Below are 19,403 nucleotides of genomic sequence, written 5' to 3'. Positions count from 1 at the left end.
GGCGGCTTCGCCGCCGGGTTGACGCTGTGTCCGCTCCGCTCCCGCAGCGGACAGGGCTGCGCCCCTTTACCGGGGATTCCGCTGCGCTCCATCCCCGGTCGGCGGGTCCGCTCCGCTCCCCCGCCAACGGGCCCTCCGGCTTCGCCTCCAGGCCCTCGGGCCCGCTGCCGCGGGCCAAGCTGGCTACGAGGTGGGGTGTCGCTCGTTCGTGGCAAAGTCCTGCGCATCAACTGATGCACCATGTAGCGTTGGCGGAAGTAGGGCACACCCTACCCATGGTCTGTGGCCGCTGGAGCGGCAGGGAGGAAATTCGCGTGTGGAGTGCTGAGGATGTGGCGCGGGACCAGGTCAGGCGCCAGGCGAACGGGCTGGATATCGCGGCCATTGACGAGAAAGTCACGGAGGCTGACCGCCGTCGGCAGGAGACGGCGCAGGATGCCCGGCTGGGCGTGTCCGCCGCGTTCGAGGACGTGGAGCGCCTGGCCGAGATCTGGGCGGCCAAAGCTGCGGAGTGGCGGCGTGTCAGGGACGTCGTGGCGCAGGCCGGCTGGGAGGTCTACGCCCCGGAGGGGGACGTGAAGGGTGCGGCGTGGGCCCGGGAGCATGAGGAACGGCGTGCGGCGGCCCTGGAGGCGCGGGCCGCGTTCGAGGCGCAGCGGCGGGATGCGGCGGATGAACTGCGCACGCAGGTCTGACTGTCGGCCGGTCCCGGCCGGCTGATCCGGGCGGCGGCCGCGCGGGCCGGCCTGCGGCCTGACGAGGTGTTGGCGCAGTTGGCGGAGCGGATGGCCGTGAGCGAGGACGGCACCGTTTCCGTTCCGCCGTTCGCCCCGTCCCGATGAGTTCTCATATTCCCTTGGAAACCGAGTTAGCGGAGGTTCTTCAATGACGGGCATTAACCTTCGGCCCCATCAGGTGGAGCAGAAAGCGAGTTTCCGGAAGTGGGCGGGATTTTCTGCACGTTCTTCGGTGCCCGCTCAGGGGCGCCGGGGAACCCTCGTGTCCGCGACCGGATCGGGGAAGACGTTCACCGCCGCCGTGTCCGCGCTGGAGTGCTTCCCGGGCGGGCGGATTCTGGTCATGGTGCCGACCCTGGATCTGCTGGTGCAGACCGTCGAGGCGTGGCGCCTGGTGGGTCACCGCTCCCCCATGGTCGCGGTGTGCTCGTTGGAGAAGGACGAGGTTCTGGAGCGGCTGGGGGTGCGCACGACCACCAATCCGATTCAGCTCGCCGTGTGGGCGGGGGCGGGGCCGGTGGTCGTGTTCGCCACGTACGCCTCTCTGGTGGACCGGGAGGACGTCGAGGCACCCGAGGGCCAGCGCAAGGTGCGCGGGCCGCTGGAGGCCGCTCTGGCGGGCGGGGAGCGGCTGTACGGCCAGCAGATGGCGGGCTTCGACCTCGCGATCGTGGATGAGGCTCACGGAACCGCCGGTGATCTCGGTCGTCCGTGGGCGGCGATTCACGACAACGCCCGCATCCCCGCGGACTTCCGGCTCTACCTCACCGCCACCCCGCGCATCCTGGGCGCGGCCCAGCCGCAGAAGGGCGGCGGCCAGGAGGTGGAGATCGCGAGCATGGCCAGCGACCCGGACGGGACGTACGGCGAGTGGCTGGCCGAACTCGGGCTCTCGGAGGCGATCGAGCGCGAAATTCTCGCCGGCTTCGAGATCGATGTTCTGGAGATCCGCGACCCCTCACCGGTTCTCGGGCTGTCGGAGGAGGCGCTGCGCGGCCGGCGCCTGGCGCTGTTGCAGACGGCACTGCTGGAGCACTCCGCAAGGTGGAACCTTCGCACCGTCATGACGTTCCACCAGCGGGTCGAGGAAGCGCAGGCGTTCGCGGAGAAGCTGCCGGAGACGGCGGCGGAGCTGTACGCCACGGAGGCTCCGGACGAGGCCCTGGCGGCAGCGGAGGGGATGCCGGAGTCGTCGATCGACGCCCGGCTGTACGAGCTGGAGGCCGGCCGCCACGTGCGGCCGCACCGGGTGTGGTCGGCGTGGCTGTGCGGCGACCACCTCGTCAGCGAACGGCGCGAGGTCCTGGGGCAGTTCGCGAACAGCCTGGACGCGGCCGGCCACCGGGTCAACCGCGCTTTCCTCGCCTCTGTGCGCGTGCTCGGGGAAGGCGTCGACATCACCGGCGAGGTGGGCGTGGAGGCCGTGTGTTTCGCCGACACCCGCGGCTCGCAGGTGGAGATCGTGCAAAACATCGGCCGGGCGCTCCGGCTCAACCGTGATGGCACCACGAAGATCGCCCGCATCATCGTGCCCGTCTTCCTGGAGCCCGAGGAAGACCCCACGGACATGGTCGCCTCCGCCTCGTTCCGCCCCCTCGTCGCCGTCCTCCAGGGCCTGCGCTCGCACGATGAGCGCCTGGTGGAACAGCTCGCCTCCCGCGCCCTCACCCGCAGCCGGCACGAGCGCAAGGTGCACGTCCAGCGCGATGAGAACGGCCGAATCGTCGGCGCCGGCGGCGGCGGAGAAGGCGACGGCAAGGACCAGGAGCAGGACGACACGCAGGCCGCCGTCGAGTCGGCGCTGCTGCACTTCTCCTCCCCCCGCGACGCGGCCACGGTCGCCGCGTTCCTGCGCACCCGCGTCTACCGGCCGGAATCGCTGGTGTGGCTGGAGGGCTACCAGGCCCTGCTGCGGTGGCGGGCGGAGAACGAGATCACCGGCCTGCACGCCGTCCCGTACGACACGGAGACCGAGGTCGGCGTCACGAAGAATTTCCCACTCGGGCGGTGGGTGCACCAGCAGCGCAAAGCCCTGCGGGCCGGGGAGCTGGAGGACCGGCGCAAGGTCCTCCTGGACGCGCCGGAGGCCGGGATGGTCTGGGAGCCGGGCGAGGAAGCGTGGGAGGCCAAGCTCGCCGCGCTCCGCTCGTACCGGCGGGCCACCGGGCATCTCGCCCCGCGGCAGGATGCGGTCTGGGGCGAGGGCGAGGCGATGGTGCCTATCGGGCAGCTGATGGCCAACCTCCGCCGCAAAGGCGGTCTCGGCAAGGACGCGGAGCGGGCCGCCGTGCGCGCGGAGCAGCTGGTCGCGATCGATGAGGACTGGAACTGCCCCTGGCCGCTGGACTGGCAACGCCACCACCGCATCCTGGCGGACCTGGTCGACGCCGACGGCCACCTGCCGGACATCCCGCCCGGAGTGCTCTTCGACGGCGACGACCTCGGCAAGTGGCTCCAGCGGCAGAAGGATCCGGCCACCTGGGCGCAGCTGTCCACCGAGCAGCAGCAGCGGCGGCTGTCCAGGTTGGGTGTACAGCCTGCTGAGGTGCCCTCTCCCGCTCCGGCAACGAAGCGCGCGCCCACGGGCCCCAGTAAAGCCCAGCAGGCGTTCCAGCGGGGCCTGGCAGCCCTCGCACAGTGGGTGGAGCGGGAAGGCGATCGGCCAGTGCCCCGCGGCCACAGCGAAGAGATCACCATTGACGGCGAGGGCGGCAGTGAGGCGGAGCCGGCGGTCGTGAAGCTGGGCGTATGGGTCTCCAACACCAGATCCAGGCGGGGCAAACTCACCCCCGAGCAGTTGCACGCGCTGCGGGAGCTGGGCGTGGCCTGGGCGTGACACGCGCCGTCGCGACGCGGGCTCCCTCGGCGGCGCTCATGCGGGCTCACGTAGCCGACGCCGGACGAGACGCTGGGCCCCAGGAAGCTGGCCCTGGCGGCTAGCTGCTTGGAGGCCAGACTTGGGAGAGATCGCGCAGGGGTTGGAGCGTGCGTTGCGTACCCGGCCCATTCCCTCCAGCACCGGGGCCCGCCTACGGTTTCTGCTGACTGCGCACCAGGGTTCCACCCGGAGGGTGGCCAGCGTGCAGCAAAGTCCGCCCCGCCCGACGGTCCCTGCGGATCATCCAGCACAACGTCGACATCGACGGAACTGGCACCTCACCGCCGGCAGCCACCAGCCGACGCCTCAGCTTCGAGACATTGCCCCCGCCTCACCCAGCAGCTCCCACACCTCGTCCGACACCGCGCATCCCTGCCGGACCGGGGCCTCTGCCCGCCCGGTCGCCTTCGCCTGCTCCAGCCAGCGCCAGACCGTACGCTCCGAAACACCCACCGTCTCAGCGACCGCACGCACATGCCGCGTCGACAACTCCCCCGCCTGCTGCCGCTCCAGCAGACGAGGCACCACCAACGCCCTGGGCAACCCAGCCCCCGGCCGGCCCTTACCTCTTGATTCACCACCCGATCACACCGGCCTGCCCACCTCACCGCGTAAGAACTCGTGAACCTGAGACAGCATCACCCAGCATGCGATAAAGCCCCACGACAGCAATACCCACGCGAAATCTCTCACCTTGTGACAGCGCCAGCCCCACCCTGAAGACCCCACTGATCAGCACCGAATCCCTCCACCCCGGGACCAGCCCCACCGACTCTCACCACCACCGACACCAAGCCGAGAGATCGCAGCGAGCGCTTAGCTTGTTCTTTATGGTCTGAGCCGGCTTCGTTCGATGAGGCTCTCGGGTCGTTTCACGGTTTTGCCCACGTCGTAGCGGGTGGCGGCCCGCTGGTTCGGCGGCGGCCTCGCGCAGAAGGCGGATCTGGGTGTGGGCGGCGATGATCAGCCAGGTCCAGCGCTCGCCGGCCTCGGGGATTCACAGCTTCGGACGGGTCCACCCGAGGGTCTGTTTCATCAGCCTGAAGAGGTGCTCGATGTCAAACCTCCTCAGGAACGCCTGCCAGCGCACGTCGACGTCCTCGCTGTTCAGGCCGGTGGCGGACGACCACAGCCAGAGCGGAAGCGGGTCGCCTCCGCCGGGCAGGCGGTCGACCTGGAGGCGGATCAGCGTACCCTCGATGATGGGGAGTTCGCCGACGTGGTCGATCCTGGCGGAGCGGGTGGTCAGACGGGGGTGGATGCGGTCCCAGGCCATCGCGCGGGCGGCGCCGTACCGGTCGGTGACCTGCACGGTTGCCACGTCCGGCTCGCCCCAGGTCTCCGGCTTGGCGAAGCGGAACTCCTTGCCGTGCTTCGGCGGTCGCCCGCCCTGGGGATAGGACAGGGCGTACTCCTTGAGCGATGGAGTCGGCCGTCGCATGACGCGGTCGGAGCGCATCCGTCCCAGCACCTCGATCGGGAGGCCGTCGAGGAGGTGGGCCATGCGCGGGCGTCGTAGCCAGCGTCGAAGACGATGGGGATGTCGCGGTCACCGAAGTGCCAGCGACCCATCTCGATCAGGTCCGTGACCACACGGCGGAGTTGGGTGGCCGTGACCTCGGCGACGTCGTCCTCAGGCCCGAGACGGACGGCATCCAGCAGCTGGCACCAGGACGTCCGGCCCGATTCGAGGGCGGCGACGAACGAGTACGGCCAGCCGGGCACGAACTGATCCGAAGACCGTCCGCTGCGGCCGTAGACGTGGCAGAACAGACGCTCCGCGCTGGTCGGCGCGTCGGGACGGAGCCAGTTGCTGACGTCGACCGCCAGAACCAGGCGCCCGTCGGCGGCCCGCGGCATCGGCAGACCGGCCAGCACCTGCCGCAGCCGGGGCACGTCCACGTTCCTGTGGTTCAACGCCCCGTACATCGCACCGTGCCCACGCCGGTGCTCAGCCACCAGCGTCAGGTCCACCGGCGAGGTCACCGGACCGTCCGCGCACAGCGGCGCGTCGGCCAGCTCGAACAGCTCGTCCCTGCGGGCGGTCAGGCAGTCGAAGAAGTCGTCCCGGAAGCGTGACGCTTCGGCGAACGCTTCCCCCGGGACATCGAGGTGCGGCAGGCTCATCCCCACGGCCTTCGTTCTGGTTCGGTGCATTCCTTGGTCGGAGCACAGAATCGGACGGAGGCCGCCCACGCGTCTGATGAAATTCCGCGTGAGGGAGCCAGTTCGACGGACAATTCGACACTACGGAGCTCGGGAGCCCAGGCAACCCGCTTGAAGTCGTGGCAGAGCCGAAGGGAGCGGTAGTGAACGGGAGGTGGTGGCTCACACAGGGCGACACCCGGATCGGCGAGCTACGGCAGTACGCAATTGATCAGCCAACGTTCCTCTGCCACTTCATCCCGGGGCCCGGGTGGGAAGGGGTCCGTGTGCTGTTCGAGAGCTGGGCGGCTCTGCACGGCCCGGACCCCGACGGCTCTCGAACAGCACAGGCCATCAAGCCCATCATGGACCTCGGACTAACGCTGGTTCCCGAAGACGAAGGTCAGCGCATGGCGCTCTTCAAAGAGTGCATCGTCCGTATCGACGGTGACACCGCCCGCGTGCACTGCTGACCTCAACGAAGTCGCCGACCATAAAGAACAAGCTTAGTGCCTGTTTCTGAACCCCGAACCCGGAGGCCAAAAGGCCGTTGGTTCGAAATAGGAGCTTTGCACGAGCGTTCGGGGATCGGTCGCTGTGACCGATCCCCGAGGCACTCAGCACCAGTTCCAGACGTACCAGACGGGGCCCCAGTGTCCGTAGGCGTCCGAGGAGGGGGCGCCGGGGGCCGCGGAGAGGTAGATCCCATACTTGTCGTAGAACCCCGTCTCCGTGCCCGCTGTCTGGTTGTTGTACCAGGAACCTCCACTACCCATGCCGTCGGGAATTTCCTGCTTGTAGCAGTCCTTGAAGCGGAATCCGAGCTGTTGGAAATTGCTCTGCTTGTAGCCGCAGAAGTATCCCTTGGGGCAGTCAGCTGGCGGGGACTGAGGCTGCGCAGCGCTCGATGGGGCCGTGGACAGTGCTACGGCGGTGAGGGCTCCAGCAGCCACGAGAAGCCGGCGTAGAGACTGCCAGCGGGTGGGGTTGACCATGCGAGTTCCCTTCGTGTCTGCGCATGTAGTAAATGGTCGACCGGAACCGTCGAAGTCCTCCGGCGCCAGCTAGCCACGTAACAAGGTTTGTGGGGCGGCTGGTTGTTGCACAGGCCCATTTTTCGCCATATGCAAGCCTTCTCCCCCTGTGACAGGAGCACCACGTTCCTGGGAATCCGTTCGCAGATCGGTCACGGTGACCGTTGGAGGAAAGGTGGCAATCTCTGGCCATCTCCGCCGCAGATCGTTGAGCTGCGCTCTTGAGGATTGAAGACACGCACTTAGCCGATCCGGCTGGCGCGGCAATCCGCTGCCCGGCGATGCTGGCTTGCTGCACGAAGAGCAGCCGTGTGCCGCCTGGGTCGTGCGAAGGCACGAGCAGCAGCGGCTACAGGTTCCGGGAGAGCGTCTCGCAGTACCCGAGCGGCACGGTCGCCTGGTAGAGGTCGTCGCCCTCCGCATACTCGGCTGCGATGCCCAGCATCATCGTGAGGCTGTGGAGCGTCTCGCCCTTGCCACCGGCCTCCGCCGGTCGTTCGGCGAGGACGCGGTGGGCCCGATGCAGGATCTCGTGCCAGCCGTCGTCGTACGTTGCCGGGTCCACGCCGGTCATCGGCGTCAGCCACAGGTCGGCGTGTGGCTGGAGGACCTGCTCGGTGGTCCGGTAGTCCAGCGCGGCCCCGCACGACAGCGTCAGTCGGTCCGCGGTGTCGGCCACGGTCCCGGGCCAGTCCGGCAGGTTCTCGGAGTGCTCGGAGCACAGGAACAGCAGCCAGGCCGGCGCCCCGCCGGGCTCCGTGGCTGGGCCCTGTCGGAGCACGGTCGCTGTGCCCTCGCAGGGGAGCGGGCGGCGCAGGGCGGTGAGCTGCCGGTCGGCGCTGAGCTGGGTGAGGGTGGTCGGCACGCGGGCTCCTTGAGCGGCTAGACCTCGATGTACGCGACGACACCACGGTGCGCAGCGCGGTGGCGAAGTACAGGACGCGGACGGCTTCGACTTCGTCGGTGTACTGGCGCAGCTGGGGGCCGGCGGTGTCGCCGGGGATCGGCTCGCCGACGTCCGGGGCGACGGAGATGACGACCAGGGCGCGGTCCAGGGCGTGGATGTCCGCCTCGCTGGTGATGTTCTCCAGCTGTTTGGCGGCGGAGTCGGAGAAGGCGATCCTGGCGCGGCGCGGGCTTTGCTGCGGGGCCATCAGGCGACGGCTGGGCGCTGGTCAGCGAGGCGGGTGAGGTGGGCCTCGCGCAGCTCCTCCCACGGCGTGCACTGCTCGGGGTCGGGCAGGCCGTTGGTGGCGATGTCTTCCAAGACGCCGGCGAGCTGGTCGGCGTTGGCCCGGGTGCGGGCGGCGTACGCGCGGACCGCTTCGGCGGCCGCGGGGTGCAGCTGCTGCCGGGCGGCGGTGTCGGCGGGGGCCGGTTGGTCGCTCCTCGGGCCTCCAGGGGCGCGGAACTGGCGTCTGTGTCCACGGTATCGGCGTGCGGGGCCCGGGGGCCACTCCGGATGAACCGGTCCTGGGGGCGGGCCGGCCGGGGTTACATGCCACCGGGCCAGCTGCCGTGCCGCCGTTTCGGAGTGCTGAGAGTGAGGTCTGCCGGGACCGGGCGCGGGCGAGGAACGCGGCGAGGTCGCCGGCGGCCTCAGGTTCAGTGGTGGCGACCCGGGCTGCGAACGCCAGCTGGCCGATGTCGGCGCCCGGGGCGAGGTGGGCGAGTTCGGCGGGCAGTGCGGCGTGGGCGAGCAGCGGCGGCGGCAAGAGGCCGGCGGCGGCTTCTTGCGCGCCAGGGTCGCGGTAGTGCCCGAGGTGCGCGGCGAGGGCTGCGCGAGCCATCCGTCGACGTCGGCCTGGGGCGTACCCGCCCCCGCGGCGGGTGAGTTCGTCCCGGACGGCTTCGTCGCCCTCTCGGGGCTCGGTCTGCTCCAGCGTGCCCCGATCGCGCAGCGCCTGGAGCTCATCGGCGCGGGTGGTCACGCGCTGCGCTTCCCGTGCGGCGGCTTCGTGGCGTGCGGCGGCTGCGACGTCGGCGGCGCGCTCGTCCTGGACCGCAGCGTCGGCGGCCGGGTCGTAGATGCCGCCGGTCTTGGAGAGCAGCCGGACGATGCGCTCCCACTCGGCGAGTTCGGCCGGGCCGCGCTTGTCCTGAGCCAGATCCTCGTGGCGGGAGTCCTGCCGGGCGAAGAAGTAGGCGTCCTCCAGCCAGGCCGCCGCCTCCGCGTGCGTCATCCCGGTGGCGCGGCGGCGCGGCGGCGCACCGAGCGGCGACCGACCGCCGCCGGGTCGACCGGCGGCCGGCCGGCTTGTGGCGTGGGGGCAGATCGGGGAAGTCGGCGGGGCGAGATGCTCACCAGGCGGCCTCGCATTTCATGTCGGAATTGGAGGGCAGCGCCCGTGGAATGACGATGAGGGGCCCGCCCATTTCTACACCCGGTACGAGATCCTGCGGCGCCGAATGGGAAATCACGCGAGCACCTCACTGGGAATTAGGCCCCGTTAGAGCCGCTGAAGCGCGTGGATGCCAGCCCGTGATCCGTCGCTCCGTCGGTCTGGTATGAGGGTTCGGGCCGCTGCCGCGGAGAGGTGCAGACGGTGAACTAGCGCCTGCGGCCGAGGGCGAAGGTGTTGCCGGCAGCAGTGAGTCCGGACTTGGCGCGGGTTGCGATCTCCAGGCCCTCGAAGGTGACTGCACGTGCTCTGGCCTGCGTACGAACGCGGGTCAGTGATCTCCACACTGCCGGCGTCGTAGGCCACCGGCCCTGCGGAGCGCGATTTGAGCGCCCTATGGACGGAGCGAACTTCGTCGCTGTCGGGCTGACCTTTTACAGGTAAGGCGGGCGTTGGCGGCGCGACGGGCTTGTTCTCGACCTTCGTGGAAGTAGTCGAGGATCTCACGGGTACGGCGGGGGATGATCAGGTGCTTGCTTGCGGCTGCTGCGCGGTAGGTACTGGCGCAGCACGGCGCACATGCCCACTCACGTGAATCGCTCGCATCCATGGAACATGCGCCGCGTACCCGGACGACCACACTCTTTCGCCGTGCCGGGGACCAGTCCGCCATCCGCGCCTCAAACCACCCGAAGAGGTGCGGTGACCCGACCCCTTCCGCCAACAACCACCAGCTTCAATACCTGGCACCGCCGCCAGCAGTCTGGTCAGCGGCATCACGGGCAGACGGAGACGACTTACCTGACCAGCGGGGGCGGAACCCGGGTCCGCCGCTGACCTCCGCCTGACCTGGTAGCGGCTCACACCGGCAGGTGATCGCGCCTCACGTTTGGCACCTTCCCGCCAACTCAAGCGCGCATCCGCCAAGCGAACCGCTCAGTCACAAGTCGGTGTGACTGAGCGCTTCAGTTGGCGAGTTGAGCAAAGCCGTTGACCAGCGACGGTGCCCGAAGCCGCTCTCCGCGGAATGGAGTCCGGAGGGCGGCGCCCCGCTGACCAGGGAAAACGCCGATGCTCAACTGGGCAGATCGAACGCTAACCGGCCAACTGAAGCACTCAGTCACAAAGTGAGCTCCAGGCCCTCAGCACACCACCGTTTCAGAAGTCGAGTTCTGCGTACGCGATGTCGGTGAACTCCGCCAGCAGACCGATGGCGGGCGGCCACAGTCCTTGAAATGGATCTCCCGCACGTTCTCGCCGCCACCCCTCTCGTCACAGGGCCTGGCAACGCCTGGCGAGGGGCTGGTTTGGAGGGCGGCGGAGGATGATGGAGCTCCAGGAGACGCCTGTCGCCAGTGTCCACGCTACTGGCTGGTTTCCTCTTCGGCCTTTTCGTTGAGGGCGGCCATGCGGGCCTTATATTCGGCCATTGGGATTTGCCCGAGAACCGCAAGTCTTTCCAGTTCGGCAGCCTCGGAGTCATGGGATATCTTGTGACTCTGCTCTATCTGCTCTCTGCTGTACTTGGCGGCCTTGGCGCGTTTCCTGGCACGGCTTCGCTGTAACTGTTCATCGATCGCTCTTCCTGTTGCCTCGAAGTAGCTGTCGTGTTTCCCTGACCACATATTTTCCCCGCATCTTCGGTTTTGAATGCCGGAAGCCGGATCCAGGATATCCTGGATCCGGCTTCTTAGTTGATCCTTCGTCAGATCTTGAAGTTCTTGTAGTCGATGGTGCACTTGATCGCCGTCGTGCCGGCGCCGCCGCAGCCCTTCGGGTGCGATTGCCACACCCAGCCTGGCGTGAGGAAGTTGGCCCACATGTCGTGCTGTACGTGCAGGGTTCTGGGGCGCTTCACCTTCGCCGTCACCTCCGAGATGGTGGGCGTCGGGTCGAGCGGCTGGATGACGGTGCGCTCCCCGTTGGCGATCACCTTGTTGTGGTCGTCCATGAGACGTGCGCGGGATTCCCCGGTGAACTGCGGGCCATCGGGACCTACGGCCGCGCAGTAGAACCTGGTGCTGCCCGTGACTTGGGAGACAGTCCCTGCTCCCCACTTCCAGTCAGCGTTCCACTCGCACAGAACGGTCTTTGCCTTGAGCGTTGCACCAGTCTTGGGGGCGATTTTGGCGACCTCGGCGGTGAAGCTTCCACTGCCGTCCTGAAGGCTGTTGTGCTCGGCTGCCGTGGCGGAGCTGGTGGCGCCACTTTCGACGCTTGTGGCCTTGTTGCTCTGGGCACTCGCGGAGCTGGCTGCCGGGATCATCATTCCCGACGTGGCGATGGCGGTGGCGATGGCGGTGGCGATGGCTATCTTGACGGTACGGGAAGCGTTAAGACGCGACAGTCCCCCGTTGGCTAACTTGCCTTTCACTTTTCCCCGTTTCTCGTGCGGATAGTGCTTGATCATTTGTAGCAGCATGATGGACCCCCGTCGAACGATTTTTCAGATCGTGACTCAAACTCAAGCCTCTTGGCCGACACGCCGAAATTTAACGCATTTTTGACGGGCGGAAGGTAGGGGGCGGATTGGATACCGGAATTACTGATACCGAATACAGTCGGACGCCCAGTGAGCTCCGCCCCGGGAGGTCAGAGGCCTCCGTTAATCGATGGGTTCACGGTGGCGCCTGATGTGACTGAGCGCTTCAGTTGGCGCGTTAAGCAAAGCCGTTGACCAGCGACGATGCCCGAAGCCGCTCTCCGCGGAATGGAGTCCGGAGGGCGGCGCCCCGCTGACCAGGGAAAACGCCGATGCTCAACTGGCCAGATCGAACGCCAACCGGCCAACTGAAGCGCTCAGTCACACGTGTGCCGAGGCACGGTAGTTGTCACTACCGGGATGCGCCGCCCTGCGGATTCCCGCGAGCAAGGCGCCGTAGTTGTCACCGACGAGGCAAGCTACTTGTCACTCCGCGGGGGATGTTTCGCTCACGGCCATCCATTCTGGCGGGGTGCCTGTCTCATGACACTCTTCGGCGAGATTCAGTATGCGCGCGAAGCTGCACCGAAGCCCGGACGCACCAAGCACTCCCACCGTCTCGCGGAAGGCTGGATCATCGGCCATTGCATGGTCGTGGCGGCTCATCAGCAGGACGGAGAGCCAACCGCCGTCGGGGTGTGCCCAGTACAGGGCGGAGATGTACGCGTCTTGGGACACCCCAAGGTGAGGCAGCACACCAAGGAGCACGCTCGCCGTTCGCGCTGATCTGCGCTGATCAGGCTCGAGTAAATGGACTACGCCCTTGTCGTTCATCGCAGCTGCCGATGCACGGCGTACAGGCCTGGTGACAACAAGCCTGCCCATGTGACAACTATCGCGCCTCGGTTCAACACGTCGGTTCCAGGCCCTTACGCATGCCGTCGGTCAGAAGTCGAGTTCCACGTAGTCGATGTCGGTGAACTCGACCAGGAGGCCGTCGGCGCGGCGGCCGCGGTCCTTGAAGTAGATCTCCTGCAGGCCTTCGGCGGCGATGTTCTGCAGCTGCTGCTCGGTGGCGCCGGCGGCCTGTGCGTCGAAGAGCCACGCGGCGGTGCTGGGTGATCAGCCGGATCCGGCCGTCGTCCGTTGTCCCGGGTGCGGCGGTGAAGCCGAACCGGGCCCGGGTCTCGAAGGTGATCCCGCCGGTCTGTGCGGCGCGGCGCTGGGCCTTCTCGCGCACCTTGGGCTGCCAGCGGCGGCGGACCTCACGCTCTATGCGGGCGGCGAGGTCCTTGCGGGGCCGTTTGATCTGGTCTTTGACGTACCGCTCAACGGTGCGCTGGGAGATGCCCAGGAGCTGCGCGACGGCTTTGGTTGAGCCCTTGTGCTGCTTGACCAGGTACCGCATTTGCGCGCCGGCTGATTTCGGGATCGGGCGGGTGGTGTTGGCGGCCGCGGCCTTCTCCAGGCTGTCGCCGAGGATGCCCACGTCGTTCTCCTACTCTCCGTTGTCAGGGGCGTCGTCGCCCTTGATGTGGCGGGCCGGGTTGATCTGCTCGTCCTCGATGGTCTGGGCGAGCCAGAGGAAGTCGCGGGTGCCTTCGTGCTTGACCATGCCGGGGCTGACGCCGAGGCGGAACCCTCCGGGCAGCGGCTTGCCGTCGGGAGTGTGCGGCATGAAGTCCAGAGGGCTGGGGCCGTGGGAGAGGTAGACGGCGCAGTCGGACAGGATCGCGACGGGGAACAGGCCCGCACGCGCCCATGCCATGAGTTTGCGGTGCTGGTTGGTGCGCACCTTGCCGATCAGCTCGGCCCTGGCGTGCGGGCTCCAGGTGGCGCGGGCGAGGGCCGGCCAGGGCTCGCCGAACTTGTGTTTGATGCTCTGGGGGCACTCGCGCAGCTTGCCGATGCCGCCCTTGACCGTCGACTTGATGGCGGAGAGGACGGCCGCCTGTCCCGGGTCGACGCTCTTGTGCCGGGCCATCGCGGCGAGGAAGTCGGCCTCGCTCATGCCGGCTTCGACGCCGAGGTCGGCCATGGTGGCCATGTAGGCGTCGCGCAGGCGCGTGTACCAGGCGTCGAAGTAGGCCCCGTGCTCGTAGCGGACGTATGCCTCGGACGGCTGGACGGGGGCGCCGAGTTCGACCGCGTAGGCGACGGTCGAGGTGGAGTACCAGGCCGGCCCGGTCGGGCGGGTGCCCTTCGGCGTGAACGGGCTGGGGAGTCGGGGGTCGGTCTCGATGTGGGAGAGGTCGACGAGCCAGGAGCCGGGCAGCTTCGGGTCGAACGCTGGGTTCTTCACATGGGTCGCCGGGCCGGTGCCGACGACGAGGCGGTTGGCGGCGGCCGCGAAGGCCATGTTGACGTCGAGGCCGACCGCAGGGGTGCGGGCTGCGGGCCGGTCGGGGTGAAGACGTCGCCCATTGCGGCGATCGGTGAGGGGCCAACGGGCTGGTGGCCGGTCGTGTCGGGGTGCGAGACCCGGCCGCCGTGCATGAGCTGGGCGAAGATCCGTCCGCCGTTGGAGTGCACGGCGTCGGTCACGGCACGCCATGAGCCGACCTGCTCCTGGGTGTGCAGTCCGGGCGTGCCCGGGTTGGACTGCCCGACGAGGCTGGGCTGCACGCCCTCGGACACGATGAGTCCGGCGGTTGCGCGCTGCGCGTAGTACGTCGCCATGGACGGTGTGGCAAGGCCGCCGGCCGCGGCCCTGGCGCGGGTCATCGGGACCATCACCATCCGGTTGGACAGGGTCAGGTCGCCGAGTCGGTAGCTGCTGAACAATGTCGTCATGTCGGGCTCTTCCGTTCGTACCTCGCGTGCCCGAACCCCGGACACAGCGCTACGCTAAAACCTGACATCAACGTCAGAGGCAAGCGGCGTGGTGTGGTTCACAGTGGGAGGCGGTCGTGCGGATCGGCGAGCTCGCGGCGCGTAGCGACGCCAGCGTCCGGTCGCTGCGTTACTACGAGGAGCAGGGGCTGCTGACCAGCAGTCGTAGCGCCAGTGGGCAGCGGCATTTCACGGAGGCCGAGGTGGAGCGGGTGCGATTCATCCAACGCCTGTACGCGGCGGGCCTGTCCAGCCGTACGATTTGTGAGCTGCTGCCCTGCGTCGACACGCCCAGCGAGGGCAACTCCGATGCCGCTCTGGAGCGGATGGCGCAGGAGCGCAACCGGCTCTGCGGGCACATCGACGAACTCATGCGGACCCGGGACGCGTTGGACGGCCTGATGGCCTCGGCCCGCGCCCCTCGCGAGAGCGAGGCACTCGCGCAAAGTGTCCGAGCGCGCCGTGGGTCAAGCGAGGGGACGAGCGCCCCACGCGTCCTGGAGAGCTGACTGCACGCCTTCCCCACGAACGCCGTGCGTCATCCCGCCTGGCAGGGTAGGCAGCTCAGCCCAGTGCGTCACGGTTTCCTCACTGGCACGACCGAAAGGCAAACGGACAACCCCGTCGGAGTCGACGAAGCAGTCGCGGTGCTCCGCCCCATCCTCACTCCGGTGCAGAGTCGTGAAGACCATCGGCCGCACCAGCCAAAACTCCTCGCCCAACGCCGTATCGGCCTCGGACTCGAACTCGGACTCGAACTCGGACTCGGACTGGGACTGGGACTCGGACTCGGTGGCGCTGTCGGCTGGATAGCGGCCCGTGATCGCTGCTGCCACCGGTCTACCGCTGCGCGGCAGCCTTTCGCGTGCGTCAACCCATGTCACCACGGTGTTCAGATTCGTCATCTCCACCCTCACTCAGCACTCGGCACTCGGCACATCGTCTTCGCCCTTGTGCCGGCAGCCGGCCGGCAGGGTCCCCGCTTCGACCTCGGCATCCGGCAAGACCGCCCCGCGCTCACGAGGGTTGCCTGAGCGGAACGAGCACTGGACGGCGCCCCCCCCCGCGGCCACGACTACCGCATCCTCACCGAAGACGCCGACGGCTGCGTGAGCCCAGCCGTCCCGTCCGGGCTTCGAGATCACCCCATCGCCCGTTGGACGTGCTCCGAAACCGGCACCGGCGAGCTCTTCGGCATGGTCATGAGCGAGGTGTGGGTGAGCGACATGTGGGTGAGCGAGGAGTGGGTGAGCGAGGAGTGGGTGGCGCAGCGGCCGTGAGCGTTATGGGAATCGTCAACTCGTAGGCCATTGCTTGCCGTTGCCGTGTCCGTAGCATTGTCGGTGGTTCCGCCCCCGCATGTGGCCGGCGGGACCGTCCAGCAGTGATCCGGCACTGCAGATGATCCGGCACTCCGGCACTCCGGGAGTCGGGGCGTCTGGTGTGGGAACCGGCCCAGGGAGGCTGAGCGTGAGAGTTGGCCCAGTTCACCGGTCGGGCGTGCGTGGGGCGTGCCGAGTCGGCCAAGCGATGCGAGGCCCTCATGAACTCGGTGCGGCGGACGGGCCTGGTTCACGGTGCGGGCCCGTCCGCCGGGGCAACCTCTGTCCTCGCGGGACGGGTCGTGCCCGCAGCGGTGATCAGCTCGGGCCGGTTGTGAAATGCCGTTACGAGGTGGCCTCGCGGGTGCGCAGGTCTTCGTTGATGCGCTGGGCTTCTTCGAGCTGGTCTTCGAGAATGATGATGCGGCAGGCGGCCTCGATCTGGGTGCCGGCGTCGACGAGTTCGCGGGCGCGGGCGGCGATACGCAGCTGGTAGCGGGAGTAGCGGCGGTGGCCGCCTTCGGAGCGCAGCGGGGTGATCAGGCGGTTCTCGCCGAGGGTGCGGAGGAACGCGGGGGTGGTGCCGATCATTTCGGCGGCCCGGCCCATGGTGTAGGCGGGGTAATCATCGTCGTCGAGATGATCGACGGGGCGGGGACTGTGAGGGGGCATAGACCTCTTCTTTCGGGACGCGTCGAGGGGCCCGGGTGCCATACGGCACCCGGGCCCCGAGCCTTCAACACCATCTACCGGCTGACTGCGCCGGCCTTCTTGTTCCGCGTGTCCGCCTGGGAGGGCGGAGGCGCGGGGATCGCGGATGCGTGACCGGGGACCACCTTCCAATCCGGGGCCTGCGGTACCCGAGCGGCGTTCTTCCTCGCCCGGGCGATCCCGATGGCGTCTGCTCCTTACCTCATTCGGCTACTCGGTCGTACTGCTGGATAACGCGGGTACTGCATGCGGCCCCTGAGGCCGCTCGGCCCGGCAGTCAGCAAAGGAACCACCCTTACCGGCCCCGCCACTCCACCGCCGTTCCACATCCTGCCTGACCTGCTCGCACGGCAGTTCATCTCTACCGCGCCCTCTTCGACTTCTTGGGTACGGGGAAACACTAACCCCCGCACGTACCCATGTCTACTCTCGCTGTGACAGATTTCCTCAACAGTCAGAGGTTGGACTTCTGCCTCACACACAGCCGCAAGATGTGCGCCCGGTCACGAACCGGGATGAGGACTGGGGCCGACGGCCGGGGTGCGATCAGCGGATCGACACCGGCGACATCGACGCCTTCCTCGGCCTGGACGTCGGCAAGAGCGCACACCACGCCACTCCCCCCGGGGCCTCGGCGGTGGCCACCGGCCTGTCACCGCACCTGGCACGAGCAGCTGCGGTGCGGGGCATGAGTGACGAGCCCGCGGCGCTCCAGGACCTGCAGGTGGTAAGCGACCCTCGAGGCGGACAGGCCACCGTCTCGGCGATCTCGCATATGGAGGCCGGGCAGCCGACCTCGTCGATCAGCTCGCACAGGCGCGGGCCATCCGGCGCCGACTGCCGGTGAGGTAGGCGGTCAACGCCGAGCCTCCGCCGGGCCCGGTACCCAGGCCCGCCGCTTGAGCACCATCCGAGCCGCCGACGCCCGGCCGGGCATGGTCGCCCAATACGGGTGCATGGCAATCCGGACGCACAGGCATTGCAGACTGCGGCGCAGGACAGTGGCCTGGGAGAGAAAAGCCGGGCTCCGCGCTGCCCCCGTGCCGCTCGGGGACAGCGGGCCTGAATTCGCACACGTGAGCGAATTTCCTCCTGATCTTCCGCGCTTGCAGGCGATCGAGAGTCTGTGGAATCAGAGTTGTCAAGCTTGAGATGCTTTGCCCTGCCGGACCTCGGCGATCGGCAGGAGCGTCGCGGTGGGCGGGCACGTCGAGCTGCCGAGGGATCTGGCCTGACGGTGTCGGGGTGTCTGCAAGCCGGTCGAGGAGGCGGTCCAGTGCGACCTGCCCGTCATCGACGGCGGCCTCTTCCTCCTCGGTGAGGGGGATGACCGCGAGCATCCTCTGAAGATTCTCCTTCGCCTCCAGGAGCTGGCCCTTGCTCGACGTCTTCGGCGCAGAGAAGTCGCAGCGGGCGCAGGCCCTCCGGTGCGGCTCAGAGACGTTCGCCGAACCAGCGGTCGAGTGCCGGTTCCAGGTCAGCTGCGCCTGCCCAGCACACGTAACCGTCCGGCCGGATGAGCATCGGTTCGGTGTGGGCGCCCTGGCCCACCCGGTCCACCCGATCCGACCAGGGGCCGGCGGCCCTGGCGAACGTGTCGGCCGGGTCCAGCAGGATGCCGTGCCCGGACCGCAGCAGTTCGTGCACCCGGGCCGGGCCGAGGTCAAGGTCCGGTGCGGGCCGGCCGACGAGCGGATGGGATTCCGTGCCCGGTATCGGATAGCGGATGGCCATCCCGGACATCAGGTCGGCGAGATGGTGCTGGACGTCCGGCAGTTGGGCCATGGCCGTGAAGATCTCCCGGGCGGCCAGCACGTCCGGATCGCGGGTGCCGGCCCAGTCCATCAGCAGGCTCTGTGCCCGGACGTTGCGCAATACAGCGGCCCCGGCCGGATGCCGCTCCGCGTGATACGTGTCGAGCAGGTTCTCCGATGCCCAGCCGTGCACCGCGGCGCCGAGCTTCCAACCCAGGTTGAACGCGTCCTGAATCCCCGTGTTCATGCCCTGCGCGCCGAGCGGAAGGTGGACATGGGCGGCATCGCCCGCAAGGAACACCCGCCCGTGCCGATACTGCTCGACCTGCCGTGACGCGTTGGTGATACGGCGGGCGTAGCGCAGCTCGAGCAGGTGCACCCGCGTTCCGAACACGGTGCTCAGGCCGTGGCGGATGTCGTCCTCGGTGACCGGGGTCTCCCTCGGCAGTGACTGGCCCGGTCCGCCGAGGACCAGTCGGCGCAGCTGCCTTCCCTGCGGATCGGTGCCGAGCGGGAACAGTGCCGCCCAGTGCCCTTCCTCGTTCCAGGTGTGCGACGTGAACGCATCGACGCCGCTCAGCCGCACGTCGGCGGCGATGATCGTCAACGTACCGGGCTGACCGGGGAATGCGGCCCGCAGCAGCGACCGCACGGTGCTGTGAGCGCCGTCGGCGGCGACGAGGTATCGGGAGCGGAGGGCGGCGCCGTTGGCGAAGGTCGCGGTGACCCCGTCGTCGTCCTGGGCGAGGCCGACCAGTTCGTGCTCCCGCCGGGCGTGGAGGCCGTGCGCGGCGAGATGCTGCTCGAAGAATCCCTCGATCACCACCTGCGGCACGGACCGCCATGGCAGACGGTGCCGGTTGGAGTGGAGCGGGAGTGGGATACCGGCGAAGTGGCCAGTGGTGACGGGGTGATTTCCGGTGGCCAGCAAGGGCTCCAGCAGCCCTCGTTGGTCGAGCGCCTCCAGTGTGCGGGACTGCACGCCGCCTGCCTTGGACAGGGCGCTGCGCTGCGGCAGCTTGTCGACCAGCACGGTCGACACCCCCGCCGTCAGCAGCTCGTTGGCCAGCGTCATTCCGGTCGGGCCGGAGCCGACGATGAGCACATCGGTGTCCACGGACTCTCCTCTGACTGTGTCGATCAGGACAAAGGCCACGCTCCGTCGGCCGAGCCGCCCGAGCCAGAACCCGGCTCCTTTGCGTTGATATCTGACACCGTCTACCGTC

Annotated in this window: 16 protein-coding genes and 5 pseudogenes; 7 read left to right on the top strand and 14 right to left on the bottom strand. The window is 68.4% G+C overall.

The genetic code is table 11. The annotated features are described in order from the left end of the window. Positions 1-275 precede the first annotated feature (275 nt). Positions 276-695 (top strand): hypothetical protein, encoded by a 420-nt coding sequence (locus OIU81_RS36670; RefSeq protein WP_329330618.1) that lies wholly within the window; start codon positions 276-278, stop codon positions 693-695. 190 nt (positions 696-885) lie between these two features. Next, the gene (locus OIU81_RS36665; protein ID WP_329141749.1) at positions 886-3,573 is read left to right on the top strand and encodes a DEAD/DEAH box helicase; all 2,688 of its coding nucleotides are present in this window, start codon (positions 886-888) and stop codon (positions 3,571-3,573) included. A gap of 348 nt (positions 3,574-3,921) precedes the next feature. Here OIU81_RS36665 and OIU81_RS36660 read toward each other — a convergent pair whose 3' ends face one another. Beyond that, the gene (locus OIU81_RS36660; protein WP_329141751.1) at positions 3,922-4,140 is read right to left on the bottom strand and encodes a helix-turn-helix domain-containing protein; all 219 of its coding nucleotides are present in this window, start codon (positions 4,138-4,140) and stop codon (positions 3,922-3,924) included. A gap of 303 nt (positions 4,141-4,443) precedes the next feature. After that, a pseudogene (locus OIU81_RS36655) lies at positions 4,444-5,742 on the bottom strand (NF041680 family putative transposase). Between the two features lie 158 nt (positions 5,743-5,900). Here OIU81_RS36655 and OIU81_RS36650 point away from each other — a divergent pair. Beyond that, entirely contained in the window at positions 5,901-6,233 is a 333-nt protein-coding gene (locus OIU81_RS36650) for a hypothetical protein (protein ID WP_329141753.1), read from the top strand. A 144-nt stretch (positions 6,234-6,377) separates the two neighbouring features. On the opposite strand, the gene OIU81_RS36645 is transcribed toward OIU81_RS36650, so the two are convergent. From OIU81_RS36645 to OIU81_RS36630, 4 genes and pseudogenes are all read right to left on the bottom strand, one after another. Then, a complete protein-coding gene (locus OIU81_RS36645; RefSeq protein WP_329141754.1) occupies positions 6,378-6,755 on the bottom strand; it encodes a hypothetical protein in 378 nt (125 codons plus the stop codon). A 388-nt stretch (positions 6,756-7,143) separates the two neighbouring features. Further along, complete coding sequence (locus OIU81_RS36640) at positions 7,144-7,659, bottom strand: hypothetical protein (protein WP_329141756.1); 516 nt, start codon at positions 7,657-7,659, stop codon at positions 7,144-7,146. Between the two features lie 17 nt (positions 7,660-7,676). Next, positions 7,677-7,948 (bottom strand): annotated as a pseudogene (locus OIU81_RS36635) (hypothetical protein). After that, positions 7,948-8,139 (bottom strand): hypothetical protein, encoded by a 192-nt coding sequence (locus OIU81_RS36630; RefSeq protein WP_329154758.1) that lies wholly within the window; start codon positions 8,137-8,139, stop codon positions 7,948-7,950. Before OIU81_RS36630 ends, OIU81_RS36635 begins: the two are co-directional and overlap by 1 nt. Before the next feature lie 346 nt (positions 8,140-8,485). Here OIU81_RS36630 and OIU81_RS36625 point away from each other — a divergent pair, with 346 nt between their 5' ends. After that, on the top strand, positions 8,486-9,151 hold the full coding sequence (locus tag OIU81_RS36625) for a hypothetical protein (RefSeq protein WP_329331830.1): 666 nt from the start codon (positions 8,486-8,488) through the stop codon (positions 9,149-9,151). 1,349 nt (positions 9,152-10,500) lie between these two features. On the opposite strand, the gene OIU81_RS36620 is transcribed toward OIU81_RS36625, so the two are convergent. The 5 genes and pseudogenes from OIU81_RS36620 to OIU81_RS36600 all read right to left on the bottom strand — a co-directional run. Continuing rightward, positions 10,501-10,875 carry a hypothetical protein gene (locus tag OIU81_RS36620; protein WP_329141757.1) on the bottom strand — a complete coding sequence of 125 codons (375 nt, stop codon included), beginning with the start codon at positions 10,873-10,875 and terminating at the stop codon, positions 10,501-10,503. Continuing rightward, positions 10,842-11,546, bottom strand: coding sequence for a hypothetical protein (locus OIU81_RS36615; RefSeq protein WP_329141759.1), 705 nt, complete (start codon positions 11,544-11,546; stop codon positions 10,842-10,844). Before OIU81_RS36615 ends, OIU81_RS36620 begins: the two co-directional genes overlap by 34 nt. A 957-nt stretch (positions 11,547-12,503) precedes the next feature. Continuing rightward, positions 12,504-13,047 (bottom strand): annotated as a pseudogene (gene tpg, locus OIU81_RS36610) (telomere-protecting terminal protein Tpg). Between the two features lie 9 nt (positions 13,048-13,056). After that, positions 13,057-14,025 (bottom strand): annotated as a pseudogene (locus OIU81_RS36605) (telomere-associated protein Tap); the annotation flags it as partial. Next, positions 13,934-14,351: pseudogene (locus tag OIU81_RS36600) on the bottom strand (oxidoreductase); the annotation flags it as partial. The pseudogenes OIU81_RS36600 and OIU81_RS36605, both read right to left, overlap by 92 nt. 116 nt (positions 14,352-14,467) lie before the next feature. Between OIU81_RS36600 and OIU81_RS36595 the strand changes: the two are divergent. Further along, entirely contained in the window at positions 14,468-14,899 is a 432-nt protein-coding gene (locus OIU81_RS36595; RefSeq protein ID WP_329154756.1) for a MerR family transcriptional regulator, read from the top strand. Here the strand turns inward: OIU81_RS36595 and OIU81_RS42495 are convergent. After that, a complete protein-coding gene (locus tag OIU81_RS42495) occupies positions 14,858-15,295 on the bottom strand; it encodes an AQJ64_40280 family protein (RefSeq protein ID WP_443074104.1) in 438 nt (145 codons plus the stop codon). The genes OIU81_RS36595 and OIU81_RS42495 overlap by 42 nt on opposite strands. 204 nt (positions 15,296-15,499) lie before the next feature. Here OIU81_RS42495 and OIU81_RS36585 point away from each other — a divergent pair, with 204 nt between their 5' ends. Continuing rightward, positions 15,500-15,670 carry a hypothetical protein gene (locus OIU81_RS36585; protein WP_329154753.1) on the top strand — a complete coding sequence of 57 codons (171 nt, stop codon included), beginning with the start codon at positions 15,500-15,502 and terminating at the stop codon, positions 15,668-15,670. A gap of 387 nt (positions 15,671-16,057) precedes the next feature. On the opposite strand, the gene OIU81_RS36580 is transcribed toward OIU81_RS36585, so the two are convergent. Continuing rightward, positions 16,058-16,384, bottom strand: a complete 327-nt coding sequence (locus OIU81_RS36580) for a MerR family transcriptional regulator (protein WP_329154752.1) — start codon at positions 16,382-16,384, stop codon at positions 16,058-16,060. Positions 16,385-16,916: 532 nt separating this feature from the next. Here OIU81_RS36580 and OIU81_RS36575 point away from each other — a divergent pair. Next, positions 16,917-17,270: a hypothetical protein gene (locus OIU81_RS36575; protein WP_329154750.1), complete on the top strand. Its 354-nt coding sequence runs from the start codon at positions 16,917-16,919 to the stop codon at positions 17,268-17,270. Between the two features lie 587 nt (positions 17,271-17,857). Here OIU81_RS36575 and OIU81_RS36570 read toward each other — a convergent pair. Beyond that, positions 17,858-19,294 (bottom strand): FAD-dependent monooxygenase, encoded by a 1,437-nt coding sequence (locus OIU81_RS36570; RefSeq protein WP_329154748.1) that lies wholly within the window; start codon positions 19,292-19,294, stop codon positions 17,858-17,860. Positions 19,295-19,403 lie beyond the last annotated feature (109 nt).

The sequence above is a fragment of the Streptomyces sp. NBC_01454 genome, from assembly GCF_036227565.1.
Taxonomy (GTDB): domain Bacteria; phylum Actinomycetota; class Actinomycetes; order Streptomycetales; family Streptomycetaceae; genus Streptomyces.
Note: the sequence above shows the minus strand (reverse complement) of the source record. Positions and strands in the feature narration are given on the sequence as shown.

Excerpts from the sequence above, each read along its gene's own strand:
- OIU81_RS36670 (WP_329330618.1), top strand. The coding sequence starts at position 276 with ATGGTCTGTGGCCGCTGGAGCGGCAGGGAGGAAATTCGCGTGTGGAGT.
- OIU81_RS36665 (WP_329141749.1), top strand. The coding sequence starts at position 886 with ATGACGGGCATTAACCTTCGGCCCCATCAGGTGGAGCAGAAAGCGAGT.
- OIU81_RS36645 (WP_329141754.1), bottom strand. The coding sequence starts at position 6,755 with ATGGTCAACCCCACCCGCTGGCAGTCTCTACGCCGGCTTCTCGTGGCT.
- OIU81_RS36615 (WP_329141759.1), bottom strand. The coding sequence starts at position 11,546 with ATGATCAAGCACTATCCGCACGAGAAACGGGGAAAAGTGAAAGGCAAG.
- OIU81_RS42495 (WP_443074104.1), bottom strand. The coding sequence starts at position 15,295 with ATGACGAATCTGAACACCGTGGTGACATGGGTTGACGCACGCGAAAGG.
- OIU81_RS36580 (WP_329154752.1), bottom strand. The coding sequence starts at position 16,384 with ATGCCCCCTCACAGTCCCCGCCCCGTCGATCATCTCGACGACGATGAT.